We start from the raw sequence: 25,863 nt of genomic DNA on the forward strand, positions 1-25,863 counted from the left end.
AACGCCTGGGCGGTCTTAGCTGGAAACCGCGGGGTTCAGCGAATAAGTGCCGTAGGTCGAGGCCTCGGCCAGGACATGGCCGTGCATCGCGCGCAGCACGTCGGCGGCGCCGAAGCGCTCCGGCAGATCGAGGCGCTCGACGTCGAGCGCGAACACGCGGAAGAAATAACGGTGCAGGCGCAGGTCGTTGGGCGGCGGGAACGGACCGTCGTAGCCGCGCCAGTCGCCGGCCATATCGGCGTTGCCGGCGAACCAGCCGGTGTAGTCGTTCAGGCCTTGGCGCGCGCCGCGCGGGCCGGCGGGGTCGGCTTTGCCGTGCGCGACCACGCCGTCGCTGCAGCTGCCGGCGGCGATTTCGCGCAGGTCGGCGGGCAGGTCGGCCATCGCCCAATGGCAGAAATCGGTGCGCGGCTGCTCGACCGGGATCTGCACGTCGTCGCGGCCGACCATCTCGGCGACCGTCGGCACGTCGGGGTCGATGCACAGCAGCGCGAACGAGCGCGTCGCCGCGGGCGCGTCGGTCCAGGCCAGATGCGGATTGCGGTTCGGCGCGAAGCCGTAGCCGTCGGCCGTGGGCTGGCCGGCGGCGAACTCGGCGGCCAGGCGCTGGCCGCGTTGGAAACTGTCGCTGTGGATTTGCATACCGCCTCCAGGCAGGGAATCGCATCGACCCGCGCGCATCACGGCATCGGCTGAGCGGACAAATTACTACAGGACGATGCGCGGGCCCATGTCCGAACGCATCGTGAGCAGGGCTTCCGCATTGGCCTTGGCGTCGTCGACCGGGTGATGGCTATGGCGGGTGCGACGCAGAGGCTTGGAGTTCTTGCCGGCATCGTTCACCAGCCTTTCGTAGCCGTTGTTGTCCGAGACGAACATCGGCCGGCCTTAGGCCGTTCTCGTTCGGCCTCTCCGGCGATCCGACGCGGGATGCGCGCATCCCGCGTCTGTGAAATCGCGCGCCCATCCGGACGCGGCGAACTCAGGCTTCCGGATAGCCCAGGCGCTTGGCGACCGGCGTCAGCACGGCGAAGGCCTCGGCCAGCGGTTCGGCGAACGCGCGCCAATGACCGGGGGCGAAGCGCTGCGGACCGAGGGCTTCGATCGGCGGCGGTGCGATGCCGATTTCCAGCGCCTGAGCGATCGCCACGGCGAGGCCCTGCGGGTCCTGCGAGATATCGTCGAGCTTGATCAGGCGGTGCGGGAACAGGTCCTGCTCGTGCAGCGCGGCGACCTGGTTGAGCACCATCGCCATCCAGCGCGCGCCGGCTTCCGGCGATTCCAGACGGAACGGCGCCGGTGCGCCATAGGCGAGCCAGTCCAGCAGCATGTCGCGCGGATCGCGCAGGGCGATCATCAGCACCGCTTCGGGCAGGTGCGGGCGCAGCGCCAGCAGCAGCGAGTTGTCCCACCACAGCAGCCAGTCGAAGATCGCGCCGTCGTTGACGCCGCGCGTGGGCAGCGCGGCGCGCCACAGGTTGACCAGGTAGGCCGGATCCATCGAGCCGTCGAGCAGGGCTTCGGCGGTGCCGTAGCGCTGCAGCGGGTCGTTGGGCGGGTTGGAACCGAAACGATCGGCGCGCAGCGGGCCCTGGGCGAGGTCGAAAGTCTGCGCGAGGCGCTCGACCAGCGAACCCGGCGGTCCCCACAGCAGCAGCACGCCCGGCGCGTCTTCCGGCAGCGGCGCCAGGTCGGGCCAGTTGGTGCGCGGCGTGGTCACCGGCGGCAGCGGCAGGCGCTGCGGCGCGGCTTCGGACTGCAGCTCGATCCAGGTCGCGGCGGCCGCGCCGGGCTGGCCGGCGTGGTCGAGGGTGCGGCCGAGCAGATGACGCAGGTTCAACTTGACCTGCTCGTCCGGTGCGCGCGCGAGCAGGCTCTCCACGCGCGTGACCGCGGCGTCCGGATCGGTCTGGATCAGGCTGTCGATGATGCGCAGTTCCGAACGCGTATCGCCGGGGTTGAGCTCGACGATGCGATGGGCGATAGCGTCGGCCTGTTCGCGCTCGCCGTGATGGTCGTGGATGGTCGCGCGCGCTTCCAGCGCCGGGATGTAGTCGGGCATCGCGTCGATCCAGCGCTCGACGATGCCGAGCGCTTCGTCGCCCGCGAACGGTTCGAACAGCAGGCGCGCGCGCCACAGGTCGTCGCTCTGCGGATGCGTGGCCAGGGCCGCTTCCAGCGTGTTGCGGGCGTCGTCGGCGTCGCCGAGGCGGCGCCAGACTTCGATCAGCGCCGACAGAGTGCGGCGGTCGCGCGGTTCGGCCGCGAGCGCGGCGCGCAGGCGCGGCAGGGCGCTGTCGGCGCGGCCGGCTTCGAGTTCGATCTCGCCCAGCCAACGCTGCATGCCCGGGCTGGCGTCGACGTCGACGGTGCGCGCGAGTTCGTCGGCGGCTTCGGCCGAGCGGCCCTGGCGGCGCAGCAATTCGACGATCAGCACGCGCAGCGAAGGCGCCGATGCGGGGGTGCGCTCCATCAGGCCGCGGAAGGCCTGTTCGGCGAAAGCGAAGTGGCCCTTGGCGAGGTAGGCGAAGCCGAGCGCGTGACGCAGCTGCGGTTCGTCGGGCGCGCGTTCGGCGGCGCCGCTGAGCAGGGCCAGCGCGCCGTCGGCGTCGCCGCGACGCAGCATCAGGGTGCCTTCGACCGCGGCCACCTGCGGGTGGTCCGGAGCGATGCGCGCGGCGGTACGGATCAGGCGTTCGGCCTCGTCGAGGTCGCCGCGCGAGATCGCCAGCTGCGACTGCACCACGTAGGCGGGGAACTGATTCGGGTCCAGACCGATCGCCTGCGCGAGCGCGGCCTGGGCCTGGTCGAGCTGGCGGCCGTCGAGCAGCAGACCGGCACGTTCCAGATGCAGATTGGCGTCTTCCGGCGCGATCGCGATGGCCTGGTCGATCGCGGCGATGGCGGCGTCGCGGTCGCCGCTGGAGCGGAGCGCGGCGGCGTGCAGTCGGTGCGCATGCGGGTCTTGCGGCTGTGCCGCCACCAGTTCCTGGGCGGCGGACAGGGCCTCTGCCGACGCGCCGCGGCGCAGGGCATCGAGGGTGGTCTCGTACATGGGATTGGGGACTTCAGGCCAAACCCGCATTGTAGCGGGAGGATCGTGGCCGGGCGGGCGGCGGCGTATGGGCGGCGATTGGCGCCTCTYCCGCTTGCGGGGTGAGGGGCAGCGCTTGCGAGCCACGGCTCGCGCTGCGCCGAACGCCCGACCGCTGGCGGTCGGGCCGGGGTGTGGGTTGGGGTGAGGGGCGAAGCTGGACGGAGTTTCACCGCCARGCGCTGCCCTCATCCGCCCTGCGGGCACCTTCTCCCGCSAGCGGGAGAAGGGAACGGCGGGAGCTTGGGGCTTCAGGCCGACGCAGCCGACTCCAGCCGATCGGCGATCCAACGCTCCGCAAACCCATCCAGGCGCGCGCTTTCCAGAAACCCGCAGTGCCCGCCCCAGGGCGCGATCTCGAGCTGCGCATTCGGCGGCAGCGTCAGCGCGCGGAAGCCTTCGACCGGGATCACCGGATCGTCCTCGGCCATCAGGATGCTGACCGGCACCTGCAGGCGCGACAGTCGGTCGGCGGCCACCGAATAACCGTCGAAGTAGCGGTCCAGGGTGCCGTACTCGGTGTGGCGCTCGACCATCCACTGGGTCAGCGAACGCATGCGCAGGCCCAGGGTGCTGTCGTCGAAATCGTGGAACTGCGGGAACAGCTCGCGCTTGCGCGCCAGCGAGCCGCGCCACTTGCGCTCGAAGTACCACAGGTAGATCGGCAGGCCCTGCTCCATCGCATCCATGGTCCGGGCCGGGTCCAGCACCGGGCAGATCGCGGCCGCGTAGGTCAGCGGCAGACCCGCCTCGGGCGCCTGCAGGGCCAGGCGCAGGGCGAAATTGCCGCCCAGCGAGTAGCCGGCCACCGACATCGGCCGGCGCGGGAAGCGCTGGGCCACGTCGCGGGCCGCGTGCAGCACTTCGCCGATGCGGTTGGAGTGGAACAGGCCTTCGTTGAGGTGGTGGGTGTCGCCGTGGTCGCGGAAGTTGAGCCGGAACACTTCGAAGCCGCGGCCTAGCAGCTCGGCCGCGGTCATGCGCATGTAGTTGGATTCGGCGCTGCCTTCCCAGCCGTGCAGCAGCAGCACCAGGCCGCGCGATTCGGTGCCGGCTACGACGCTGTGCAGGCCGTGCAGGCGCACGCCTTCGCCGCCGTCGATCAGGTGCTCGGTGGTGGTCGCGCCCAGTTCGGCCAGGCGCTGTTCGGCGCGGCGCCGACGCAGCGGGCTGGAGCCGAGCAGCGATTGCAGGTGCGCGTTGCGCAGCCAGCGCGGTGGGCGGTAGTCGGCGGCGGTCAGCATCGGGGCGGAGGCATGGTGGGGGCGCGCGGCTTCATCGTAGGCATCGCCGGCGCCGGGGTTCAATGCCCCATCGCCTCGACGATGCGCTGGCGCGCGAGGTCGGCGATGCGCCGGCGGCCGTCGGTCTCGCCGGGCAGGATCGGCTGCAGGAAGTGGATCTCGGCGCGGCGCGAGGGTTCGCCGAGCAGGCGCACGAAGTTGGCGAAAAAGCTTTCGCGGTTCTGGAACGCGACCACGGTCTGGGCCTCGCCATGCTCGCCGTAGCGCAGCGCGACCGGCTGCACCGGCACGCCGGCCTCGACCGCGGCCAGAAAGATGCGGGCGTGGAAGGGCCCGATCTCGCCGCCGCCGCGGGTCCCGCCTTCCGGAAACACGCCGACCGAACGCCCGGCGCGCAGGCGCGCCAGCATTTCGTGCAGCACGCCGCCCAGCGATTCGGTGCTGCCGCGGTGATGGAAGATGGTCTCGCCGCGCGCGGCCAGCCAGCCGACCACCGGCCAGCCGGAAATCTCGCGCTTGGCGACGAAGCCCATCATGCGCTGGCTGTGCAGGGCCTCGATGTCGATCCAGCTGACGTGGTTGGCGACGAACATCGCCGCGCCCGGCAGCGGCGTGCCGACCCGGCGCAGGCGGAAACCGAAGATGCGCATCAGCCCGGCCGACCAGGCGCGGATCACGCGGTGTTCCAGGCGCTCGTCGCCGACCGGGATGCCGGCGGTCAGGGGCGAGATCAGCAGCAGTACCAGCGGCAGGTCGACCAGCAGATGCCACGTCAGCAACGGCACACGGATCAGGTAACGCAGCGCGCGCGCGGCCTGCGCACCGGAGGGCGCGGCCGCGCCGGCGTGGGGAGACGGCGCATTCATCCTGTGCACGATACCGAAGCGCCGGGGGCGTGGCGAGCGCGCTCGCGCGCAACCGGCGGCGATGAGCGCTGACGGCGGTTCAACGCGCGATCACCGCCACGGTCAGGCGCGAGATGCAGACCAGGCGCGCGGATTCGTCCTCGATGCGGATTTCCCAGACCTGGGTGCGTGCGCCGATGTGCAGCGGCCGCGCGGTGCCGGTGACGATGCCGCTGCGTACGCCGCGCAGGTGGTTGGCGTTGATCTCGATCCCGACCACGCCCTGGCCTTCGTCCACCGCCATCATGCCGGCGCTGCTGCCCAGGGTTTCGGCCAGCAGCACCGAGGCGCCGCCGTGCAGCAGGCCGTAGGGCTGGTGGGTGCGGGCGTCGACCGGCATGGTCGCGCGCAGGTAGTCGGGGCCGATCTCGGTGAAGACGATGCCCAGGGGCTCCATCGCGGTATCGCGCGAGCTGGCGTTGAGCTGCTCCAGGCTACTGGGGCGGCGGAATACGGGTCGGGTAGCGGCGGCGGTCATCGCGCCACGATAGCCCAGGCGTGCGGCGCGGACGAAAAGAACGCAGGGTCAGCCGGGGGATTCCTTAGCCGGGAATCGGGGCTGCCCTGCGTTTAGGGGGTAAGACGGCGCGACTGGGGACTACAGTCGGCGGGCTCGGCCTTCTGACCGGCGCACTGCGTGGAGAGGGGCGCAGCGCGCCGGTCCCGGCTTTATGGAGCGGACCGACACACGACCAGGACGACACCGAGGGTTACGCGCAGCGGAAGCGCGGCTGGGCCCAGTCGTTGCCGGTGTAGCGGCGGCTGCTGGCGTAGCCGGAGCTGTTGCCGTAGCCGACGCCGAAGTCGCGTTCGCGGTGGACGTGGCGGACCGGGGCGACGGGAGCGTTGCGGTTCTGGCTACTCGTGGAAGAGACGTTGCGGTCGAAGAGCTTGGAGACGTTCATGGCGGTGTCCTGGGTCGGTGGGGGAGTGATAGTGCTTCGGTGTGTTGGTAGAGTACAACACCTGGCCTCTTGTTCCATATGCCGGAAGTCACCCCACCAAAGACCTGTCTGTTTGCGGCGGGCTGCAACACTGGAACTTGCTGATAGAGATGAGATTCGCGGGCCCGCGGTTGCATCGATCGGCCCATGACTGACGACCTATGCCGGGGGATGTGACCTGCTCCGGACGCGCGCAGACGCGCACCGTCCCGGACCGATGCCGGGACAGTTTCCTGAAATATCAATGATTTAGGAGGCCCTGACCGGGCGCCCGGGGCCTACAGAATCGGCGCCAGGCCCGCCCCGAAGGCGGTGAAAATACGCGTGATCAGGCGCTTGGGGCCCAGGCTGACCTCGGGAAAGTCCCCGACCGGGCGGTAGCAGGCGCGGAATCCGGGCTGGTTGCGGTACAGCGGGTGCGGGCAGTCCGGCCCGGGCACGAATTCGTAGCTGGTCGCATAGCGCATCGGCCACAGGTCGAACAGCGGCAGCTGCTCGGAGACCTTGCCCAGCGAATACTCCAGCCCCGAAAACACCGGCGGCTTGTCGCGGCGCGCGATCACCCAGGAATTTTCCGGCTTGATGTCGCGGCGGATGCTGGCCGCGAGTTCGGCGGCGAACACGGCATCGTCGATCACCACCGCGCTCTCGGTGTTGTAGCGGTCGCCGCGCGGATCGAAGTTGTGGGTGCCGACCACGCCGATGCGCTCGTCGATCACCATCGACTTGGCGTGCATGCCGATGCGCACGCCGGCGCGCTTGAGCGGCACCGGCTCGTTGGCGCGGCGGCGCGCGTAGCGCATCGCCGCGTATTCGCGCGACAGCGGCGTGCGGTACTGGGTGCGCGAGATCACGCTGGAACGATCCAGGCGCTGCTCGCGCAGCGTTCTCGGCGCCGGCTCCGGCGGCAGGTCGTCCAGGCCCAGGTCCGGCAGCGTCGCGCCGGTGGTGGCGATGTCGATCGGCGCGTCGGCCGGGAACGGCTTGTACTCGTAGATATCGAAGCCGAATTCGCGCAGGTAGCGGCGCTTGTACTTGTACGACAGGGCGTAGGCGATGAACGCGTCGGTCGCGGCCAGGCTGTTGGTCGAGACGATCACGCGCGGCGGCGCCGGCCGCTTGCGCAAATTGCGAAACATCGCCTGGGCGGCGTCCGACAGCACCAGATAGGGCGTCTGCAGCAGCACTTCGCGTTGCGCCGATTCGATCAGGCCGCGCAGCGAAGCGGAGGACTGGGCGCCGTCGATGCCGTTGCCGCGGTGCTTCTCCGGCGAGTCGGCGATGTAGCGCACCTGGCCCACCGCCAGCGCATGCGCGACCAGGCGTTCGCGCACCAGCTCGGCGTCGCCGGCATCGCGGCGCATGGCCTGGGCGCGCTCCGGGCGTTCGAACGCGGTCGCCGGCAGCTTCGGCACGCCGCTGCGGATCAGATAGGTGCCCACGTCCTTGAGGCGCTCGACCGGCACGCTGCGGCGATCGTCCCAGAAGCGCACGAAGTCCTCGTCCATCACCCGCGCGGCCGGCCCGGCCACCAGCAGGTCGCGGTCGCGGAAGTTGTACTCGTCGTCCCAGTCGTAATAGTCGTCCTGGTAGTTGCGCCCGCCGGTGATGCCGACCGCGCCGTCGACCAGCAGCAGCTTGGTGTGCATGCGCTGGTTGAGCCGGCGCCAACAGCAGGCCGCGGCCAGCAGGTACTGCGGATAGGTGATGCGAGCGCGCTTGAGCACCGGGTTGTACAGCCGGACCTCGAAGTTGGCGTGCGTGCCGGACAGTGCGGCCAGGGTCTCGATGTGCTTGAACGCGGCCAACTGGTCCAGCAGCAGGCGCACGCGCACGCCGCGGCGCGCAGCCGCGATCAGCTCGTCCAGGACCAGACGGCCGGCGTCGTCCTCGTCGTAGATATAGGTCTGCAGATCGATCGCGGTGGTCGCGCTGCGGATCAGGTTGATGCGCGCGAGCAGCGCGTCCGGGCCGTGGTCGAGGATCAGGGCGTAGTGGCGCGGCGTGTCGGGACCGGATTCGGCCAGCGCACGCGTGGCCAGGTCGCGCAGCGGCGAGGGCTGGGCGCAAGCGTCGATGGCGGTGCAGTCGATCTGGGTCGGGCGTGCGGCGACGACGATCTCGGTCGCGCGATCGCGTTGCGCCTGCGACAGCCCGGCGCAGGCCGACAGGCTCAGCGCGAGCGCGACCAGGGTGGCGCGTTGCCAGGCTTTCACGGCGCCGGACTCCGCATCAGGTCGTGTTGCAGGCGCACGCGCAGGGTGAAGCGGACCCGATCGCTCAAGGCCAGCTGCCAGCCGTCCAGGCCGTAGTCGTCGCGGCTGACGCTGCCGTGGGCGATCACGTCGCAGTCCTTGCCGGGACTCAGGCAGAGGCTGGGCGCGAGCACGAAGGTCTCCATCCGGCTGACGCCGTGCAGGGTCAGGCGGCCGCGCAGCTTGCCGCCTTCGCGCACCAGCTCGGCCGCGTGCGGCTCGGACAGGAATTCGATGCGCGGGTAGCGCGCCGAGTCGAAGAAGCGGCGGCCGCGCGCGAGCTCGGTGTAGCGGGCCGAGTCGGCGACCTTGACCGCGCCGGTGGCCAGCGCGATGCGGACCTGGTGGCGGCCGTCGGGCAGCACCGTCACCTCGCCTTCGTAACTGGGGAAGGTGCCTTCGACCCGCTGGCCCCAACGCGTGCGCAGTTCGAAACCGAAGCGGGTGTAGAACGGATCGAAACCCGACGACATCGGCGCCGGCGCCTGCGCCGCGAGCGGCGCGCAGGCCAGCGCGGAACACAGGAAGCCGATCGCGGCGAGGGTGCGTGCGGCCGTCGGGCGCTGCGGCCTCACGGCCACCAAAAGGCGCTGAGCTGGGCGACGCCCGGTTCCAGGCTGGTGTCGGCCGGCACGGTCAGCACCGCGACGCCGCCCGGAGGCATGCCGCGGTAGTCGCCGGACTGGCCGCTGTGCAGCAGCGCGGCCAGCCGTTCCAGGCCTGGGTTGTGGCCGACCAGCATCAGCCGCTCGGCCTCCACGTGCAGGTCGGCGAGCGAGATCAAGGTGCCCGGGGTGGCCTCGTAGATCGACGGTTCGATGCGCTGATCGACGTAGCCGATCGCGGCCAGCACCGCCTCCAGGGTTTCGCGGGTGCGTCGCGAGGGCGAGCACAGCACGCAATCGGGCACCAGTTTGTTCTCGGCCAGCCAGCGGCCGGCGGCCTCGGCCTCGGCCAGCCCCTCGGCCGACAGGGGCCGGTCCAGATCGGCCTGCCCTTGGGCGGCCGGCTCGGCATGGGCGTGGCGGAGCAGAATCAGTTCGCGCATGGATTGGGCCGCTTGCGAGTGGAAGGAACGGGCAACGCGTCGATGCGCGAGCACTGGGTAAGCAGGATGCCTGTCGGAGACGCAGAAAGGTAGCCATGCGGCCGCGCCGGTCGTGTGAACGCCAGGGCGCGGCACCTCATGGCCATCGCTTCGTTCCCGTCAGCGCTTACTTCTTCAGCCACTTCAGCAACGACTGCCAGTCGGCCTGGTGCTCGCGGATCTGCGCCGAGTGGTAGTCGAACAGGCTCTTGCCCAGCGCGGTCATCACCACATAGGCCTGGCTGTCGCGCAGCTGCCCGACCATCGGGTAGGGCCATTCGCTGAGCAGTTCCACCGCCTGCTGCGAGGCATTGGTCCAGGGCTTGAGCTTGTTGCCGATCAGGCCCACGCGCAGCTGGCCGCGGCGGACCCGCGGGTGCCGGGCCAGGGTGTCCAGGAACGGCACCGTGGCTTCGATATCCAGGGTCGAGGGCTGCACCGGCACGACCACCGCGTCGGCGACGTCGAGGAAGGCTTCCAGGTCCTCGGCCATGGCCCCGGCCGGAGCGTCGATCACGATCCGCTGGGTGTCCTCGGGCAGGGCTTTGCGCCAGGATTTGCGGCGGGTGCCGTCGAGCGGCAGGACCGCGCTTTCGAGCGTGGCGCGGCGTTGCGCCCAGCGCGTGGAGGAGTTTTGCGGATCGGCATCGACCAGCGCGGTGCGCAGGCCTTCTAGCGCCGACTGCGCGGCGAGATGGGTGGCGATGGTCGTCTTGCCCACGCCCCCCTTGGAACTGGCCACCAGCACGGTCTTCATGCGAGCTCCCTCTAGGCGGAAGCCGCAGCGTACACCGGGGGTGGGGCCGGGGCTATCACGGGGCGGGGGCGATTTCGACCAGGCGGCGGCCAGCCTGGATCAGGGCGCGCTGCCTGGGATCCTCGGGCAAGCCACCCGGCGGAGCGCTCGTTCGCAAGCCGCGCTCCTCCAGCCGGGCCGCCGCAGCCGCCGCTCCCCCTGCGCGCCCTAACCCACCGCCACGCGCGCCCACAGCGGCAAGGTGATCAGCGACAGCAGCAGGCCGTAGCCGACCATGGCCGCGGCCAGGCGCGGCGCGAGCTGGTGCGCGATCGCCAGCGCGCCGGCGGTGACCATCGGCGGCATCGCCGATTCCAGCACGGTCGCGCGCGCCATTTCGCCGTGCAGGCCCAGCCAGGGCACCAGCACGCAGGCCAGCGCCGGCATCAGGGCCAGCTTCAGGGCCAGGCCGGCCACCAACGGCTTGAGCTCCTCGCGTGGCAACGCCAGCTTCACCGACAGGCCGATGGTCAGCATCGCCAGCGGCAGCAAGGCGTCCGACAGGCGCTGCAGGCCGCCGGCGATCCAGCTCGGCGGTTGCGCCGGCATCACCGTGAAGCCGAGCAGCAGCGCCCACAGCGGCGGGAAGCGCAGCACCCGGCGCAGCATGTCGCGGGCGTTGGGCGCGCTGTCGCCACCGTAACGTGCCAGCACCCACAAGCCGAACGTGGACAGGATCAGGAAGGCGCCGAACTGGTCGTAGACCACCGCATAGGGCAGCGCGTGTTCGCCGATCAGGGCGCGGGTCAGCGGATAGCCGAGGAAACTGGTGTTGCCCAGGGCGACGGTCAGCAACAGCACCGCGTGTTCGTCGCGGCGCAACTTCAGCCAGCGCGACAGCGCGCCGACCGCGGCCACGGTCGCGGCCAGCAGCAGCCAGGGCACCGCGGCCACGCCCAGCAGCGCCGGCTCCAGGTGCAGGCGCGGGGCGTAGCGCAGCACGGCCGCAGGCAGGCAGACGTACAGCACCACCAGGTTCAAGGTCTGCGCCGCGCTCTCGGGCAGCACCCGCAGGCGTTGGAACAGATAACCCAGCGCCAGCATGGCCAGCACCAGGGCAAAGGCGTCGAAGGCCATCGCGGTCGCGGTCGGCGCGCCGCCGGGCGCGATCCGTCCATGGTCGCGGTTGCGGCGTGTGCGCTCAAGGGTTCTGCGGCGCGCGCGGCGGGCCGATATCATGGCGGCGACCTCGAAGACCGCTTCCATGACCGATCTGCAAGACCTGACCGCGCTGATCCGCGCCAACACCTCCCTGATCGTGATCGAGACCCGCGACGAAGGCCGCGTGGTCGAACTGTTCCGGCAGGCGCTGATGCAGGTCTGGCGCGCGCTGTACCGCTGGTCGATCACCGAGGGCCTGCGCCGGGTCGATATCGACCGCGAGGACGAAGAGACCCGGGTCGCGCCGGATATCTCCGCGACCCTGCAGGCGATCCGCGACGCCGACCAGCGCGGCATCTACCTGCTGTTCGACGCCCATCCCTACCTGGGTTACGCCAGCACCCAGCGCCAGCTGCGCGAGATCCTGCAACGTCGCGGCTGCCAGCCGCACGTGCTGGTACTGATCGGGCACAAGGTCGAGCTGCCGCCGGACCTGGACTCGCTGGCGGTGCGCTACACGCCGCGCCTGCCCGACGCCAATGCCCTGCTCAAGCTGGTGCGCGAGGAAGCCGAGAACTACATGCGCGAGCACGGCGGCCGCCGGGTCGAGGTCGACGCCGAGGTGGTCAAGCAGATCGTGCGCAACCTGCAGGGCCTGGACCCGGTCGACGCGCGCCGGATCGCGCGCCACCTGATTTTCCGCGACGGCGCGATCGCCGCCGACGACCTGCCAGAACTGGCCAAGCTCAAGTTCGAGCTGCTCAACCGCTCCGGCCACCTGCATTACGAATACGACAGCGCGCGCATGGGCGACGTCGCCGGCGCGCGCCGGCTCAAGCGCTGGGTCGAACAGCGCCGCGGCGTGTTCACCGGCGGCGAGCCGCCGCCCGGGCTGGACCCGCCCAAGGGCATGCTGCTGCTGGGCGTGCAGGGCTGCGGCAAGTCGATGCTGGCCAAGGCGGTCGCGGCCGGTTTCGGCGTGCCGCTGGTGCGGCTGGATTTCGGCACCCTGTACGACAAGTTCCACGGCGAGACCGAGAAGAACCTGCGCGCGGCGCTGGCCTCGGCCGAGCAATTGTCGCCGTGCGTGCTGTGGATCGACGAGATCGAGAAGGCCCTGGCCGGCGACAGCGGCGACGGCGACGGCGGGGTGTCGCGGCGCGTGCTGGGTTATCTGCTGACCTGGATGGCCGAGCGCAAGTCGCGGGTGTTCCTGGTCGCCACCGCCAACCAGATCGACGCGCTGCCGCCGGAACTGCTGCGCAAGGGCCGCTTCGACGAGATCTTCTTCGTCGACCTGCCCGACCCGTCCGCGCGCATCGAATTGTTCGCCCTGCACCTGCGCAAGCGCTCGCTGGCCGCGGAAGGTTTCGACCTGCCCGCGCTGGCGACGGCCAGCGACGGTTTTTCCGGCGCCGAGATCGAGCAGGCCATCGTCGCCGCGCTGTACGCCGCGCACGCGGCCAACGGGCCGCTGTCGGATTTCCAGCTACGCGCCGAGCTCAAGCAGACCCGTCCGCTGTCGGTGATGATGGCCGAGCAGGTCGAAGGCCTGCGCGAGTGGGCGCGCTCGCGCACGGTGCCGGCGGATTGAGTTTTTGGGAAGCGGGGGCCGCGACGACGCGGTTCGCCTGCGGCTCACCGCATCCTACGACTGGGTTTTGCGCTTCACGTAGACCCAGGCCCGGCGCCCCGACAGCAACGGCGCTTCGACGCGTTCGTAGTCGTCGACTTCGTAGGCGTCGGCCTGGGCCAGCTCCTTGGCGCTGATCGCGAACACCGTGCCCGGCACCGTGTCGGCGGGATCGCCGCTGTATTCGACGATCGGGTGATAGGCCTCGCCGCTGGTCGCCACGACCTGGGCGTCCTCGATCCGGATCGAACTGCGGCGATACCCGCTGAGCGCATCGCTCTCGCCGTGCAGCGAGCGCCCGAAGGTCGCGCGCTGTACCTCGGCCAGTTGCAAGGTGCCGTAGGAAAACAGCGCGATGTCGCGATCGTCGTTCATGCCGATACGGCCGCGGCTCAATAGCCCGCGGCCTGGCCGTCCTTGCGCGATTCGCTGGCGCCGACATAGCCGCCGTTGGGATTGACCATGATCGCCTGGTAGCCGCCGTAGGGACCGTTGGCGAAGCGCACGCTGTGGCCCTTGCGCATCAGTTCGCGCACGGTCTCGTACGGGTAGCCGGTTTCCAGGTCGAGCTCGCCGCCGTCGCTCATCACCGTGGCCTGCCCGGCCGGGTCGGTGGAGCCGTCGTGCTGGATGCGCGGCGCATCGCCGGCTTCCTGCAGGTTCATGCCGAAGTCGATCAGGTTCATCACGATCTGCGCGTGCCCCTGCGGCTGCATCGCGCCGCCCATCACGCCGAACGACAGCCAGGGCTTGCCGTCCTTGGTCACGAACGCGGGAATGATGGTGTGGAACGGGCGCTTGCCCGGCGCGAACGAGTTGGGGTGCCCTTCCTTGAGCACGAACTGCTCGCCGCGGTCCTGGAAGATGAAGCCCAGGCCCGGCGCGGCCATGCCGCTGCCCATGCCGCGGTAGTTGGACTGGATCAGCGAGACCATCATGCCGTCGGCGTCGGCGACGGTCAGGTAGATGGTGTCGCCCTCGTCCAGCTCCTTGGGCGTGGCCGGCTGCACTTCGCGCGCGGCCTTGTCCATCGAGATCAGCTTGCGGCGCTGCTGCGCGTAACGCTTGGAGATCAACTGCTCGACCGGCTGCTTGCCGAACGCCGGGTCGGCGTACCAGCGCGCGCGGTCGGCGAAGGCCAGCTTCTTGGCCTCGGCGAACAGGTGCACGTGTTCCGGGCTGCCGAAGCCGTAGCGCGTGAGGTCGTAGCCTTCCAGGATGTTGAGGATCTGCAGCGCGGCGATGCCCTGGCCGTTGGGCGGCAGTTCCCACACGTCGTAGCCGCGATAGTTGCTGCTGACCGGCTCGACCCATTCGCCGTGGTGCGAGGCCAGGTCGTCGTAGCTCAGGTAGCCGTCGTTGGCCTTGAAGTAGGCGTCGATGGTGCGGGCGATGTCGCCCTTGTAGAACGCGTCGCGGCCGCCGTTGGCGATCTTCTCCAGGGTCGCGGCCAGGTTCGGGTTCTTCCAGGTTTCGCCGGTGCGCGGGGCGCGGCCGTCGATGGTGAACTGCTCCTTGAAGCCGGGCCACTTCGACAGGCGCGGCACCGAGGCGTTCCAGTAGTAAGCGATCACCTCGTGCACCGGGTGGCCTTCGCGGGCGTAGCGGATCGCCGGGGCGAGGTCGTCGGCCATGGGCTTGCGGCCGAAGCGCTCGTGCAGGGCGAACCAGGCGTCGACCGCGCCGGGCACGGTCACCGGCAGCGGGCCGTAGGACGGCACGTCGCTCAGGCCGCGCTTGCGGAACTCGGCCAGGCTCAGCGATTTCGGCGAACGGCCGGAGCCGTTGTAGCCGTAGAGCTTCTGGGTCTTGGGATCCCAGACGATCGCGAACAGGTCGCCGCCGATACCGCTGCCGGTGGGCTCCATCAGGCCGAGCGCGGCATTGGCAGCGATCGCCGCATCGACCGCGCTGCCGCCCTGCTTCATCACGTCCAGCGCGATCTGGGTCGCCAGCGGGTGCGAGGTCGCGGCGATCGCGTGCGGGGCATAGACCTCGCTGCGGGTCGCGAAGGGCTTGCCGGTGACGCGGTCGGCGGCCGGCGCGGGCGCGGCGTGGCCGGCGGCGAACAACGCACACAGCAGGACGAGCGGGAAACGGTGAGGCAGGCGGCGTGAGGTCATGGCGCGGCTCCGCGGATCGGACCGCGACGATAACGCAGACCGGCGCGGCCGGGAGCGACGCAGTCGGGCGGATCGCGACCCGACGCCGGCGTATGCGGCGCCGATCCTGCCCGGCCCCATCCGGCCGGCGGGAAACCCGTGCGGATTCACTCCGACGGCAGTTGCGCGGCCGCCAGCCGCAGACGTTGCAGGGCGGCGTCGAGATAGTCCGCCAGCGGCGGGATCGCCAGCCATTCGCCCTGGCGGCCGGCGTTTTCCAGCGCCTCGGCGACTTGAGCCAGCTCGGCGGCACCGACCATGCGCGCGGCGCCTTTGATCTTGTGCGCCTGGCGAGTCAAAGCCACGGCGTCGCCGCCGTCGCGCGCGGCGTGCAGCGCGACCAGGTCCTGCACGGTCGCGGCCAGGAACTCTTCGAGCACCTCGCGTGCCTCGGCCGGCGAGCCGCCGGTGAGCGCGCCCAGCACGTCGCGGTCCAAGGCCTGGACCTGGCCGAATTGCGGCAGCACCGCGGGCGCGGCCGGCGCCACGGTCGCGGCGGCGGCGGCGGCGTCGTTGTTGCCCAGCGTGTGCGGCAGCCAGCGCTGCAGGCAGGTCGCCAGCACCGCCACCGACACCGGCTTGGTCAGGTAGTCGTCCATGCCCGCGGCCAGGCAGCGTTCGGCCTCGCCTTTCAGCGCCGAGGCGGTCAGGGCGACGATAGGCGTACGCGCCAGACCCTGCGTTTGCTCGATCTCGCGGATCGCGGCGGCCAAGGCGTAACCGTCCAGGCCGGGCATGTGCACGTCCGACAGCAGCAGCGCGTAGCGGCCGCTGCGCCAGCGCTCCAAGGCCTGCAGGCCGTCCTCGGCCGACTCGCTGGCGTAGCCGGCCAGGGCGAGCTGGCGCGCGATCACCATGCGGTTGGTCGGATGGTCGTCGGCCAGCAGCACCAGGCTGCGCTCGCGCTCGGCCTGCTCGGGGCTGGGCATGGGCCGCAGCGCGACCGTGGCCGGCGCGCTGGCTTCCGGATCGGACGGCAGTTCCGACTCCGGCGCGCGCGGCAGGGTCACGATCAGACGCATGGTCGTGCCCAGGCCGGGGCGGCTTTCCATGCTGACCTCGCCGTCCATCAGCTCGGCCAGTCGGCGGCAGATCGCCAATCCCAGGCCGGTGCCGCCGTAGCGGCGCGTGGTGTCGCCTTCGGCTTGATGGAACGGCTGGAACAGATGCCGCTGCTGTTCCTCGCCGACGCCGATGCCGGTGTCGGTGACGCGGAAGCAGAGCGTGTCGCGCACCGTGCCGTCGGCGTCCTTGGCGCTGGACTGCCACTCCAGCGCCGCCTGCACCAGGCCTTCGGCGGTGAACTTGAGCGCGTTGGAGAGGAAATTGCCGATCACCTGGCGCAGCCGCAACGCGTCGGCGCGGTGCGCCGGCCCGATCCGCGGGTCGATCTCGCACAGCAGGTTCAACCCCCGGCTCGACGCCGCGCCGGCGTAGTTGGCGACCGTGCTGCGCAACAGTGCCGGCAGGCCGACCACGGTCGGCGACAGTTCCAGGTGCCCGGCTTCGATCTTCGAGAAATCCAGGATGTCGCCGATGATCTGCAACAGGGAGGCCGACGACTGCTGGATGATGTTGAGCGCGCGGCGCTGGTCGGGGTCCAGGCGCGAATGCGCGAGCACTTCGATCATGCCGGTCACGCCGATCATCGGGGTGCGGATCTCGTGGCTCATCGCGGCCAGGAACGAGGACTTGGCGCGGCTGGCCTCCTGCGCGCGCGCCTCGCTCGCGCGCAGTTCGCGCTCGAGCCGGCGGATCGCGCTGAGATCGGCGGCCACCAGCAGCAGGCCGCCGTCGGCGCCGTCGGCGTCGCTCATCGCGGATACCGCCAGCAGGGCAGGCACCCAGGTGCCGTTGCGATGGCGTAGCGTGGCCTCGCGCGGCGCGGCGCGCATCGACGCCAGTTCGCGCAGCGCGGTCCAGTCGGCCTGCACCGGCCGGCCCAGGCGGTCGCCGAGTTCGTAGGCCAGGGCCTGCAGCGCCTTGGGTTCGAACAGCGCATGCAGGCGTTCGCGCGCCAGCAGGTCGGCGGCGCGCCAGCCCAGCAGTTGCTCGGCGAAGGGATTGACCAGGGTGAAGCAGCCCTGCGCGTCGACCGCGACGATCGCGGTCTGGGCCGCGTCCAGCAGCGAGCGCTGGAAGCGCTCGCGCCGCTCCAGCTCGGCGCGGGTGCGCTCGTTGCGGATCAGCTGGCCGGTGAGTTCGTTCTCGAAACCCAGCACGTCGCGGCGCATGTCCAGGAACACCTGCATCACCATCGCCAGCTCGCCCCGCGGCTGGTGCCTGGGGGTGGCGGTGTAGTCGTGCTCGCGCATGCGCCGCGCCAGCCAGGTCAGGCTTTCGATGCCGCGGTAGGCATTGCGCAACACGCGGCGCCCGACCACGGCCGCGACCAGCAGGGCCAGCACCGACAGCCCGATCCGCAGCGCGCTCACGCGCCGGCTGCGCTCGATATCGGCGTGGACCACGCTGTCGGCTTCGACCATTTCCAGATCGGACAGCAGCTTCAGGCGCTGGGTCAGCGGGTCGATGGCCGGGTACAGGCGCGTGTCGGCGAACCGGCCCAGGGCCGGCATGTCTTCGCGCTGCAGGATCGCGCGCAGTTCGGCCGCGGCCGCGTCGGCGGCCACGCGCGCCTGGCCGGCGGCGCGGAAATGCACCTCCTCCTCGGCGGTGCGCGGCAGCCGTTCCAGCACCGCCCAGCTTTCGTCGATGCGGGCGCGCGCGCCGTCGATGGTGGCCACGCCTTCGCGCCAGGGCACCAGGTAGTTGCGCACCCGGAAGGTGGTGTCGACCACGTCCAGGCCGTAGGCGTCGGACACCATCTTGATCCGGCGCAGACCGCGCAGCGAATCGTTGCGCAGGCTCAGCAGCGATTCGCGTGCGCGGTACTGGGCGACTTCATCGATCACCAGCACCGTCGCGCCGGTCAGCAGCAGCAGGCCGAACAGCGCCCACAGCTGACGTCGGATGCTGAGCGTGCCCAACCAGGCGCGCATGCGCTGCGCTCTACTCCGGCCGCCGCCAGCGGCCGAGCACGACCGGCAGGTCTTCGCCGGGCACCGGTTCGGCGATCAAATGGCCCTGGGCCATGCCGCAGCCCAGTTCGGCCAGCATCTGCCAGTCGTCGACGGTCTCCACGCCCTCGGCGACCACGTCCAGGCCGAGCTTGCGCGCCAAGTCCAGGCTGGCCTCGATCACCGCGCGCTTGCGCGGCTGCTCCTTAGCGCCGGAGACGAAGCCCTGATCGATCTTGAGTTCGGTGAACGGAATCTGCGACAGCTGCGCCAACGAGGAATAGCCGGTGCCGAAGTCGTCGATCGACAAGCCGAAGCCCTTCAGGCGCAACCGCGCGAGCACATTCAGGCCGCGCGCGGCATCGGTCATCAGCGAACTCTCGGTGATCTCCAGCACCACCTCTTCCGGCGGCACACCGGCGACGCGCACCAGATGCTGGAAACGGTCGGCCGCGCCGGCGTCGGCGAGCGTCGCCGGCGAAACATTGATCGACAGGTTCAAACGGATGCCCTGCCGGTCCCAGGCGCGCTTCCAGCGGCAACCCTCGACCAGCATGTGGTCGGTCAGCAGGTCGACCAAGCCTTCGCGCTCCATCATCGGCACGAAGTGCTGCGGGCGCACGATGCGGCCGTCGGCGCGGCGCCAGCGCGCCAGCGCCTCGACCCCGACCGCCTTGCCATTGCCGAACTCGACCTGGGGCTGGAACCACGGCCCGATCTCGCCCGCGGCCAGCGCTTCGCGGATCAGCTGCGGCGTGACCTCGACCGGCTCGTCGTCCTCTTCGGCATGCAGCGCGTGTTCGTAGCCTTCCAGCGCCTGCTGCAGTTTGGCCCGGGTCAGCGGCTTCTCGACGTTGCCCAGCATGCGCAAACCGTAGGCGCGGGCCATGGTCTGCACGGTGTTGAGCAGGGCCGGATCGAGCGCACTGACCACCGCCACCGAACGCGCCAGGCTGCGCTGGGCGACGTGGTCGATGAACTCGATGCCGTCCATGCCGGGCATGTCCAGGTCGACCAGGATCACGTCCGGCGGCGAGCGCACTTCCTCGAGCAGGCGCAACGCGCCGGCGCCGTCGGCGGCTTCGAATACCTGCTCGACGCCCAGCTCGGCGAGCATGCGCAGCGCCATGCGGCGCTGGAACCCATGGTCCTCGACCACCATCACGCTGAGCGCCGTAATCGACATGCCGTTCCCTGGAAAGACTGCCGCCATGGCCGTGGCGCGGTGCGCCGCGATCGCAACGGACCGGCGGCTGCGCAGCCACGCGGATCGGCTGCATTCGCGCCGACTGTATCCGCGCATAGCGTCCAACGGCAACGGCGCCGACGAACGGTCGCGGCCGTCGCACGGGCGACGGCGCGGCGATGGCAGGTCCGTCCGGACAGCCACGCGCGCCGGCTGCGGGCGCGCTGCACGCGGCACAAAAAAAGCGGAGCCGAAGCTCCGCTTTTCGATTCGATCCGTGCGCGATGCGTTACGGATACTTCGGCGGGTTCGCGGCCCAGGCCGCCTGCACTTCCGCCAGGGTCTTGCGCTCGGCTTCGGTCCAGCCCGGCAGCAGGCGCGCGAACTGCGCGCTGTCGACCCACTGGGTCGGCTCGGTGCGCACGGCGGCGGCATACCACTGCACGGCTTCGTCCTTGCGGCCCAGCGACCACAGCGCCAAAGCGAAAGTCGGCGGCATCCACGAGGCGGTGACGCCGCGGGCGGCGTACAGCGTGCGCCACTGTTCGAACGCGGCCTTGTCGTCGCCGGCGCGGTACAGATCCCAGCCGTAGTTCCACATCACCGCACGCCAGATGCCGTCGCTGGCGTCCAGGCCGGACAAGGCACGCGCGTACAACTGACGTCCGAGGTCGACGCGGCCGCTTTCCATGGCCAGATGCGCGAGCTGCGCGGCTTCGGCGTCGGCGCCGGCCTTGCGCTCGAGGATGCGGCTCAGCTTCTGCATCGCCGCTTCGCCGGTCTCGCGCACGACCACCACCGGCTTGGTGGTGTTGGTGTCGGCATCGAAGTAGAACTCGACGGGCTTGGGCAGCGACGGCGCGGTGGCGGTCTGGGCCGCTGCGGTTCCGGATACGGCCAGCACGGCCGTCAACAACACACTACGAATACGCATGATCGATGGATCCCCCTGATACCCACATATGCTAACCCGAGCGGGACAGGGATCGCGCCGTTCATCACGCTTTTTGCGGCAAATCGGGCCTTGCGCGGCCCCGACGCGCGTCGGGGCCGCGCATTCAGCCTCAGCGCGGCCGCAGGGTCACCCGCTCGATCGCCCACAGCGGGTCGTGGCTGCCGCTGGCGAACACCAGGCACAGGTCGTGGGTGCCCGCAGTCGGCGCGACTTTTCCGCGCAGCGTGGTCAGGCCGGCGGTGCGGCGCGCCGAACCCAGCGGCAGCACCGCGATCGGCGCGCCCTCGCAGCCGTCGGCGCGCACTTCCAGCGCGCCTTCCGGGCCGTTCGCGGGGCGGCTGACGATCTTGGGCGTGTCGCGCCACAACTGGTAGTTGTACGGCAGCTGGCCGACCCGGACCTCGATCGCGCCGACCTGGTCCAGCGCGGCGCCTTCGTAGATCCAGCACGGGTCGAACACGTCGGCGAGCAGGGCCGCGCGCGGCGAGCGTCCGCCGATGCCGTCGGCCGGGGCGTCGTCCTCCATGCGCAGGTTCAGGCCGCCCTTGCACTGGCGCAGGCGATTGCCGGTGCGCTGGGTGAGTGCGGCCATGTCGGCCGGGGCGTAGCGGCGCGGCGCCGACAGCGCACGGCCGTCGACGTAGGTCGCGGCCTGGAAAGTGGTCGGCGGGCGCAGCGGCAGGGCCGTGTCGTACAGCGGCGAGGCGTTGCTGAGCGGGCCCTTGCCCTCGACATAGCGAATCTGGCCGAAACCGACCTGGTTGCTGAGCTTGACCCGCGGCTGGCCCTGGGCGTCGCGTTCGGCCTGGTAGCGCACCGCGAACGCGGCGTCGGAGGCCTGCACGTTCTGCGCCTGGTAGCGCGCCATCTGCGGCACCAACCGGCGCAGGAAGCTGTCCCAGTCGCGCGCGCCCTTGGGCGACCACACCGCTTCGGCCAGCGCGGCGGTGCGCGGGAACAAGGCGCGCTCGGCTGCGTCGAAGCTGCGGCGGTGTTCGGTCCACAGGTTGGCCTGGGCGCCGAGCACGTGCTTGGCCTGCTCGGGCGTGAGTTCGGTCGGCACCGGTTCGAAGCCGTACACGGCCTTGAGCGTGATCGCGGCCAGACGGCCGGCGGGTTCGTCGTCGTTGTCGCTCTGGACGTGGTCGAAGTACAGGTCCGGCGCCGGCGACAGGATCACGTCGTGGCCGGCGCGCGCGGCTTCGATCGCGCCCTTGGTGCCGCGCCAGGACATCACCGTCGCGCGCGGCGGCAGGCCGCCTTCGAGGATCTCGTCCCAGCCGACCAGGCTGCGGTTGCGGCTGCCGAGGTATTTCTCGATCCGGGCCACGAACCAGCTCTGCATCGCCATCTCGTCCTTCAGCCCCAGCGCGGCCTTCTGCGTCTGGATGCTGGGCGAGGCCTGCCACTGGTCCTTGGCCGCTTCGTCGCCACCGATATGGATGTAGCGGCCGGGAAACAGCGCGGTGACCTCGGCGAGCACGTCCTGGAGGAAGCCGAAGGTGGCGTCGTCGGTGTTGAATAGATAGGTGTGCACGCCCCAGTCCGGCGACACCGGCGGCGGCGCCTTGAGCACGTCGCCCACGCCGTACTCGGGGTAGGCGGCGATCGCGGCCTGGGCGTGGCCGGGCATTTCGATTTCCGGGACCACAGTGACGTAGCGTTCGGCGGCGTAAGCGACCACGTCGCGGATCTGGTCCTGGGTGTAGAAACCGCAGTACGGCAGCGGCGCGCCGGTGACCGGATCGTGGCCGGACGCGCCGGCCGGAATGCGGCAGGCGCCGACTTCGGTCAGCTTGGGATACTTCTTGATCTCGATCCGCCAACCCTGGTCGTCGGTCAGATGCCAGTGGAAAGTGTTGAGCTTGTGCAGCGCCATCTGGTCGATCAGGGTCTTGACCTGCTCGACGCTCTGGAAATGGCGCGCCGAATCCAGCATCAGCCCGCGCCAGGGGAAACGCGGCGCGTCCTCGATGCGTTGCGCGGCGATCTGCGCCGTGCCGCGGCCGCCGTCGGCGGTGGCCAGCTGCCACAGCGTGACCGCGCCGTAGAACAGGCCGGCCGGCGCGCGCGCCTGGATGCGCGCACCTTCCGGGCCGATGTCCAGGGTGTAGGCCTCGTCGCTGGGCAAGGCGGCCTGGCGGTCGATCGCGAACACCACGGTGTGCGCGGCCTCGCCCTGGGCCTGGCCGCTGGCGTCCACGCTCGGCGCGAAGCCGCGCAGGCGCTGCACACGCGCGGCGAAGTCGCGCGCGATGCGCGCCGCTTCCTTGTCGCCGTTGGCCGCCTGCAGACGCGTGCCCGCGTCCAGGGCGAACCTGCCCTCGCGCAGCTCCACCTTGGCCGGCAACGGAATCACCGGGGTGGCTTGCGAGCGCTGCGCGGCCGGCACCTCCACCGCAGCGTCCTGGCCGCCGCGCTGGCAGGCCGACAATGTGATCGCCGTCACCATGGACAGCGCTACCGCCGCGGCCACAGCCGCGCGCATGCGTTTACCGCTCATCCCCGCCCCCTTTTGTCCGTCCGACACTCATACAACAAGCGGGCCCGGCGTAACCGGGCCCGCTGTCGCAGCTGAACGCTGTCACCTTACCGCCAAGCCCGTAGGGTGTGGTGAGCTGCAGGCGAACCGCACCATCGCGCCGGCGGGACCGTTCGCGACGGTGCGGTTGTCACCGCACCCTACCGCCCGCTTCTTCGCATCAGTAGTTGAAGCGGAAGTTCAGATAGTACTGGCGGCCGTTCTCGTACACCGAACGAGGACGGTCCTTGGTGGCGTAGTACGTGGTCTTGGGGTTGTTGAGATTCATCGCGTCCAGGCTCAAGGCCATGTGGTCGTTGATCTTGTAGCCGAACGAGGCCGACACGGTGTCGATTTCGTCCTGGTAGAACGCCGAGGCGCGATCCAGGCCACTGTAGAACTCGGAGCGGTAGGTGTAGTTGACGCGGGCGTTGAAGCGGTCGTTCTCGAACCACAGGCCGACGTTGTAGGTGTTCTCGGACGTGCCCAGCATCGGCGTGCCGTCGTCGGTGTCGGATTCGGCGTAGGTGTAGTTGGCGAACGCGCCGAAGTAGTCGCCGATCGGGCCTTCCCAGGCCAGCTCGAAGCCGTTGACCTTGGCGTTGGAATTGACCGGGATGGTCACGTCGTAGTCGACCATCGCGCCGTTGGGACGCTGGGCATCGATGGTCAGGTACTGACGGCGCACGTTGGCCAGCGACACGTAGTTGTCGATGTTCATGCTGAACACGCCGAAGGAGAACAGAGCGCGCTCGCCGTAGTACCACTCCACGGTCGCGTCGAGGTTGGTCGACAGGATCGGGGCGAGGTTCGGGTTGCCGCCGGTGCCGGTGCCGACGCCGTTGACCGCGGCCGGCGGGAGCAGCGAGACCGCGCCCGCGATCGCCGAGAAATCCGGGCGGGTCAGGGTGCGCGAAGCGGCCAGGCGCAGGACCACGTCCTCGGTGATGTCGAGCTTGAGGTTCGCGCTCGGCAGCCAGTCCTTGTACGTGTTCTTGGTCAGCACGGTCTTGTACGCGCCGAACGCGGACGTGGTGATCGCGGCCGGATCGGTGGCCGAGGTGCTCACGTAGTTGGTGACGTCTTCCTGGGTTTCCACGTAACGCAGGCCGACGTTGGCCGTCCAGCGCTCGCCCTGGAAGTTGATCTGACCGTAGGCGGCCGTGCTCTGTTCTTCGAGACCGTAGGCGCCGAGGAAGTAGAAGCGCGAGACCGGGTCGCGGTTGGCCAGGCGGTTGAACGCGGCCAGGCTTTCCGGCGAGAAGTACCAGATGTTGCGCGGGAAATTGCCGCCGATGCCGTTGGCGAAGTCGCCTGGGTAGTTGCTGTAGCCCTGCGGCCAGTTGGCCGGATTGAACGGGTCCTGCGGCAGAGCGAAGTTCGGGCCCTGCGCGGTGACCTGGTCGAGGTTGCGCTCGTGACGCGCCTGGCGCACGCCGAAGTCGATCGAGGTCACCAGGCCGCCGTCGAAGAAGTAGGTGCCGTCGATCTGGCCCCAGTCTTCCTTGTCTTCGACATCGATGTCCTGGAAGCCGAAGATCCAATCCAGGCGGTAGTCCGTGTTCGGGATGCCGGGCGCGCCGGTGTTGGCGTTGCCCAGGTGCCAGTCGGCTGCGCCGACGCCGTTGAGGCCCCAGCCGCCGCCGCTGTTGAGGCCCACGTCCCACTCGGCCACGTCCTGCACCGGGGTTTCGCCGTGGCCTTCGGAAGTGCCGGCCTGGGCCGAGAAACGCAGCTTGTCGCTGACGTCCCACTTGCCTTCCAGGCTGAAGAACTCGGTGCTGGATTTGGCGCCCGGACGCGAGATCTGGTCGTAGATGCCGAAGGCGTTGGACGGATCGGCGCCCGGGGTCGGCGCGAAGTTGGCCGAGACCAGGGTGTTGTTGCGCACCACATAGCCCGGCAGCGGCACCTGGCCGTTGGTGCCGTTGAGGCCGTTGATGATGCGGCTGCCCCAGATCATGTAGTTGCGGTTGTAGTTGTCGGCCTTCATGTCCGAACGGAAATAGTTGGCTTCCAGTTCGAAGTTGTCGGCGGGCTTCCACTGCGCGGTGAACATGCCGCCGGTGCGCTTGCGCTCCTGTTCGAACAGCGCCGAACCCAGCAGGGTCGGGAAGAACACGCCGACCAGGTCAGGATGGGCGACGCCGGCGGCGGTGTTGGCGCCGATCTGCTCGTAACCCAGCAGCTCCTGACCGTCGCGGCGCAGGTGACGCTCCTCGCTGAACGCCTGCACGGTGATGCCGAAGCTGCCGTCGTCGTTCTTCCAGTTGCCCAGCACCGAGATCTGCGGATCGGTCTTGCTCGGCTGCTCGGCATAGACGCCGCCGACCGAGCCGAAGATGCTGAAGCCCTTCTCGAAATTGAGCGGGTTGCGGGTGACGATGTCGACGCTGCCGACCGCGCCGCCTTCGACCAGCTTGGCCTCGGACGACTTGCGCACGATCACTTTGTCGACCAGTTCCGACGGCAGCAGCGAGTAGCTCACGCTGCGGCCCACGGTGCCGGTCTGGTTGAGCACGAACCAGTCGCCGGTGGCGATGTTGTGGCCGTCGATCAGGGTCTGGGTCAGGCTGGGGCTGGTGCCGCGCATGGAGACGCGGTCGTTCTCGTCGAACGCGCCTTCGTTGGCGCTGGCCGCCGAGATGTTGACGCCGGGCACGCGCGCGAGCGAGTCGGCGACGTTCTTGTCGGGCATCTTGCCGATGTCTTCGGAGGTGATGACCTCGACTCGGGTGACGTCGTCGCGCTTGGTATCCAGCGACTGTTCGATCGCGCCACGGATGCCCTTGACCACGATGGTGTCTAGGTCCTTGGCGTCCTGCGAAGCGGCGGTTGCGTCCTGGGCCACGGCCTGGCCGGCAAAGGCGAGGGCCGCGACGATACTGACGGACAGAATGGTCTTGCGAACTTTCATTGGGTTCTCTCCCTCGGGCTATGGTCCTCTCCGCCGCTCGATCTGC

General features: G+C 70.0%; 20 protein-coding genes. 1 reads left to right on the forward strand and 19 read right to left on the reverse strand.

Going from position 1 to position 25,863, the window contains the following annotated elements; genetic code table 11:
- Positions 1-15: 15 nt before the first annotated feature.
- The 12 genes from ASD78_RS10805 to ASD78_RS10855 form a co-directional block, all read right to left on the reverse strand.
- Entirely contained in the window at positions 16-642 is a 627-nt protein-coding gene (locus ASD78_RS10805) for a YbhB/YbcL family Raf kinase inhibitor-like protein (RefSeq protein ID WP_056101238.1), read from the reverse strand.
- A 66-nt stretch (positions 643-708) separates the two neighbouring features.
- On the reverse strand, positions 709-879 hold the full coding sequence (locus ASD78_RS20735; RefSeq protein WP_156087710.1) for a hypothetical protein: 171 nt from the start codon (positions 877-879) through the stop codon (positions 709-711).
- Between the two features lie 103 nt (positions 880-982).
- On the reverse strand, positions 983-3,055 hold the full coding sequence (locus ASD78_RS10810) for a tetratricopeptide repeat protein (protein ID WP_056101241.1): 2,073 nt from the start codon (positions 3,053-3,055) through the stop codon (positions 983-985).
- 290 nt (positions 3,056-3,345) lie between these two features.
- Positions 3,346-4,335 carry an alpha/beta fold hydrolase gene (locus ASD78_RS10815; RefSeq protein WP_156087717.1) on the reverse strand — a complete coding sequence of 330 codons (990 nt, stop codon included), beginning with the start codon at positions 4,333-4,335 and terminating at the stop codon, positions 3,346-3,348.
- Positions 4,336-4,397: 62 nt separating this feature from the next.
- Positions 4,398-5,204, reverse strand: coding sequence for a lysophospholipid acyltransferase family protein (locus ASD78_RS10820; RefSeq protein ID WP_055905291.1), 807 nt, complete (start codon positions 5,202-5,204; stop codon positions 4,398-4,400).
- Between the two features lie 79 nt (positions 5,205-5,283).
- Complete coding sequence (locus ASD78_RS10825; RefSeq protein WP_055905294.1) at positions 5,284-5,721, reverse strand: hotdog fold thioesterase; 438 nt, start codon at positions 5,719-5,721, stop codon at positions 5,284-5,286.
- A 232-nt stretch (positions 5,722-5,953) separates the two neighbouring features.
- Positions 5,954-6,148: a hypothetical protein gene (locus ASD78_RS10830; protein ID WP_056101243.1), complete on the reverse strand. Its 195-nt coding sequence runs from the start codon at positions 6,146-6,148 to the stop codon at positions 5,954-5,956.
- 317 nt (positions 6,149-6,465) lie between these two features.
- Positions 6,466-8,403: a phospholipase D family protein gene (locus tag ASD78_RS10835; protein ID WP_082575558.1), complete on the reverse strand. Its 1,938-nt coding sequence runs from the start codon at positions 8,401-8,403 to the stop codon at positions 6,466-6,468.
- Positions 8,400-9,017, reverse strand: a complete 618-nt coding sequence (locus ASD78_RS10840) for a YceI family protein (protein ID WP_235565850.1) — start codon at positions 9,015-9,017, stop codon at positions 8,400-8,402. Before ASD78_RS10840 ends, ASD78_RS10835 begins: the two co-directional genes overlap by 4 nt.
- Positions 9,014-9,490: a histidine phosphatase family protein gene (locus ASD78_RS10845; RefSeq protein WP_055905299.1), complete on the reverse strand. Its 477-nt coding sequence runs from the start codon at positions 9,488-9,490 to the stop codon at positions 9,014-9,016. The genes ASD78_RS10840 and ASD78_RS10845 overlap by 4 nt, the downstream gene beginning before the upstream one ends.
- A gap of 166 nt (positions 9,491-9,656) precedes the next feature.
- Positions 9,657-10,286 (reverse strand): ParA family protein, encoded by a 630-nt coding sequence (locus ASD78_RS10850; protein ID WP_055905302.1) that lies wholly within the window; start codon positions 10,284-10,286, stop codon positions 9,657-9,659.
- A gap of 207 nt (positions 10,287-10,493) precedes the next feature.
- Complete coding sequence (locus ASD78_RS10855; protein ID WP_056101448.1) at positions 10,494-11,402, reverse strand: AEC family transporter; 909 nt, start codon at positions 11,400-11,402, stop codon at positions 10,494-10,496.
- 127 nt (positions 11,403-11,529) lie between these two features.
- Here ASD78_RS10855 and ASD78_RS10860 point away from each other — a divergent pair, with 127 nt between their 5' ends.
- On the forward strand, positions 11,530-13,020 hold the full coding sequence (locus ASD78_RS10860) for an AAA family ATPase (RefSeq protein ID WP_056101246.1): 1,491 nt from the start codon (positions 11,530-11,532) through the stop codon (positions 13,018-13,020).
- A 54-nt stretch (positions 13,021-13,074) separates the two neighbouring features.
- On the opposite strand, the gene ASD78_RS10865 is transcribed toward ASD78_RS10860, so the two are convergent.
- The 7 genes from ASD78_RS10865 to ASD78_RS10895 all read right to left on the reverse strand — a co-directional run bounded on the left by ASD78_RS10865 (position 13,075) and on the right by ASD78_RS10895 (position 25,817).
- Positions 13,075-13,434 (reverse strand): gamma-glutamylcyclotransferase family protein, encoded by a 360-nt coding sequence (locus tag ASD78_RS10865; protein WP_056101451.1) that lies wholly within the window; start codon positions 13,432-13,434, stop codon positions 13,075-13,077.
- A gap of 17 nt (positions 13,435-13,451) precedes the next feature.
- Positions 13,452-15,182 carry a gamma-glutamyltransferase gene (gene ggt / locus ASD78_RS10870; protein ID WP_055905308.1) on the reverse strand — a complete coding sequence of 577 codons (1,731 nt, stop codon included), beginning with the start codon at positions 15,180-15,182 and terminating at the stop codon, positions 13,452-13,454.
- Positions 15,183-15,328: 146 nt separating this feature from the next.
- Entirely contained in the window at positions 15,329-18,220 is a 2,892-nt protein-coding gene (locus tag ASD78_RS10875) for an ATP-binding protein (RefSeq protein WP_056101249.1), read from the reverse strand.
- Between the two features lie 10 nt (positions 18,221-18,230).
- Entirely contained in the window at positions 18,231-19,424 is a 1,194-nt protein-coding gene (locus tag ASD78_RS10880; RefSeq protein ID WP_056101252.1) for an EAL domain-containing response regulator, read from the reverse strand.
- Positions 19,425-19,713: 289 nt separating this feature from the next.
- Positions 19,714-20,358 (reverse strand): tetratricopeptide repeat protein, encoded by a 645-nt coding sequence (locus ASD78_RS10885; protein ID WP_235565851.1) that lies wholly within the window; start codon positions 20,356-20,358, stop codon positions 19,714-19,716.
- Between the two features lie 130 nt (positions 20,359-20,488).
- The gene (locus tag ASD78_RS10890; protein WP_156087711.1) at positions 20,489-22,882 is read right to left on the reverse strand and encodes a family 20 glycosylhydrolase; all 2,394 of its coding nucleotides are present in this window, start codon (positions 22,880-22,882) and stop codon (positions 20,489-20,491) included.
- A gap of 199 nt (positions 22,883-23,081) precedes the next feature.
- Complete coding sequence (locus tag ASD78_RS10895) at positions 23,082-25,817, reverse strand: TonB-dependent receptor (RefSeq protein ID WP_056101258.1); 2,736 nt, start codon at positions 25,815-25,817, stop codon at positions 23,082-23,084.
- Between the last annotated feature and the right edge of the window lie 46 nt (positions 25,818-25,863).

The organism is Lysobacter sp. Root667 (assembly GCF_001427715.1).
In the GTDB taxonomy this organism is placed as follows: Bacteria; Pseudomonadota; Gammaproteobacteria; order Xanthomonadales; family Xanthomonadaceae; genus Lysobacter.

Bases quoted from the DNA above. Each gene is read 5' to 3' on its own strand.
- ASD78_RS10805 (WP_056101238.1), bottom strand. From the start codon at position 642: ATGCAAATCCACAGCGACAGTTTCCAACGCGGCCAGCGCCTGGCCGCC.
- ASD78_RS10885 (WP_235565851.1), bottom strand. From the start codon at position 20,358: ATGCGTATTCGTAGTGTGTTGTTGACGGCCGTGCTGGCCGTATCCGGA.
- ASD78_RS10860 (WP_056101246.1), top strand. From the start codon at position 11,530: ATGACCGATCTGCAAGACCTGACCGCGCTGATCCGCGCCAACACCTCC.
- ASD78_RS20735 (WP_156087710.1), bottom strand. From the start codon at position 879: ATGTTCGTCTCGGACAACAACGGCTACGAAAGGCTGGTGAACGATGCC.
- ASD78_RS10895 (WP_056101258.1), bottom strand. From the start codon at position 25,817: ATGAAAGTTCGCAAGACCATTCTGTCCGTCAGTATCGTCGCGGCCCTC.
- ASD78_RS10810 (WP_056101241.1), bottom strand. From the start codon at position 3,055: ATGTACGAGACCACCCTCGATGCCCTGCGCCGCGGCGCGTCGGCAGAG.
- ASD78_RS10890 (WP_156087711.1), bottom strand. From the start codon at position 22,882: ATGAGCGGTAAACGCATGCGCGCGGCTGTGGCCGCGGCGGTAGCGCTG.
- ASD78_RS10825 (WP_055905294.1), bottom strand. From the start codon at position 5,721: ATGACCGCCGCCGCTACCCGACCCGTATTCCGCCGCCCCAGTAGCCTG.
- ASD78_RS10865 (WP_056101451.1), bottom strand. From the start codon at position 13,434: ATGAACGACGATCGCGACATCGCGCTGTTTTCCTACGGCACCTTGCAA.
- ASD78_RS10880 (WP_056101252.1), bottom strand. From the start codon at position 19,424: ATGTCGATTACGGCGCTCAGCGTGATGGTGGTCGAGGACCATGGGTTC.
- ggt (WP_055905308.1), bottom strand. From the start codon at position 15,182: ATGACCTCACGCCGCCTGCCTCACCGTTTCCCGCTCGTCCTGCTGTGT.
- ASD78_RS10845 (WP_055905299.1), bottom strand. From the start codon at position 9,490: ATGCGCGAACTGATTCTGCTCCGCCACGCCCATGCCGAGCCGGCCGCC.
- ASD78_RS10820 (WP_055905291.1), bottom strand. From the start codon at position 5,204: ATGAATGCGCCGTCTCCCCACGCCGGCGCGGCCGCGCCCTCCGGTGCG.
- ASD78_RS10875 (WP_056101249.1), bottom strand. From the start codon at position 18,220: ATGCGCGCCTGGTTGGGCACGCTCAGCATCCGACGTCAGCTGTGGGCG.
- ASD78_RS10850 (WP_055905302.1), bottom strand. From the start codon at position 10,286: ATGAAGACCGTGCTGGTGGCCAGTTCCAAGGGGGGCGTGGGCAAGACG.
- ASD78_RS10855 (WP_056101448.1), bottom strand. From the start codon at position 11,402: ATGGCCTTCGACGCCTTTGCCCTGGTGCTGGCCATGCTGGCGCTGGGT.
- ASD78_RS10830 (WP_056101243.1), bottom strand. From the start codon at position 6,148: ATGAACGTCTCCAAGCTCTTCGACCGCAACGTCTCTTCCACGAGTAGC.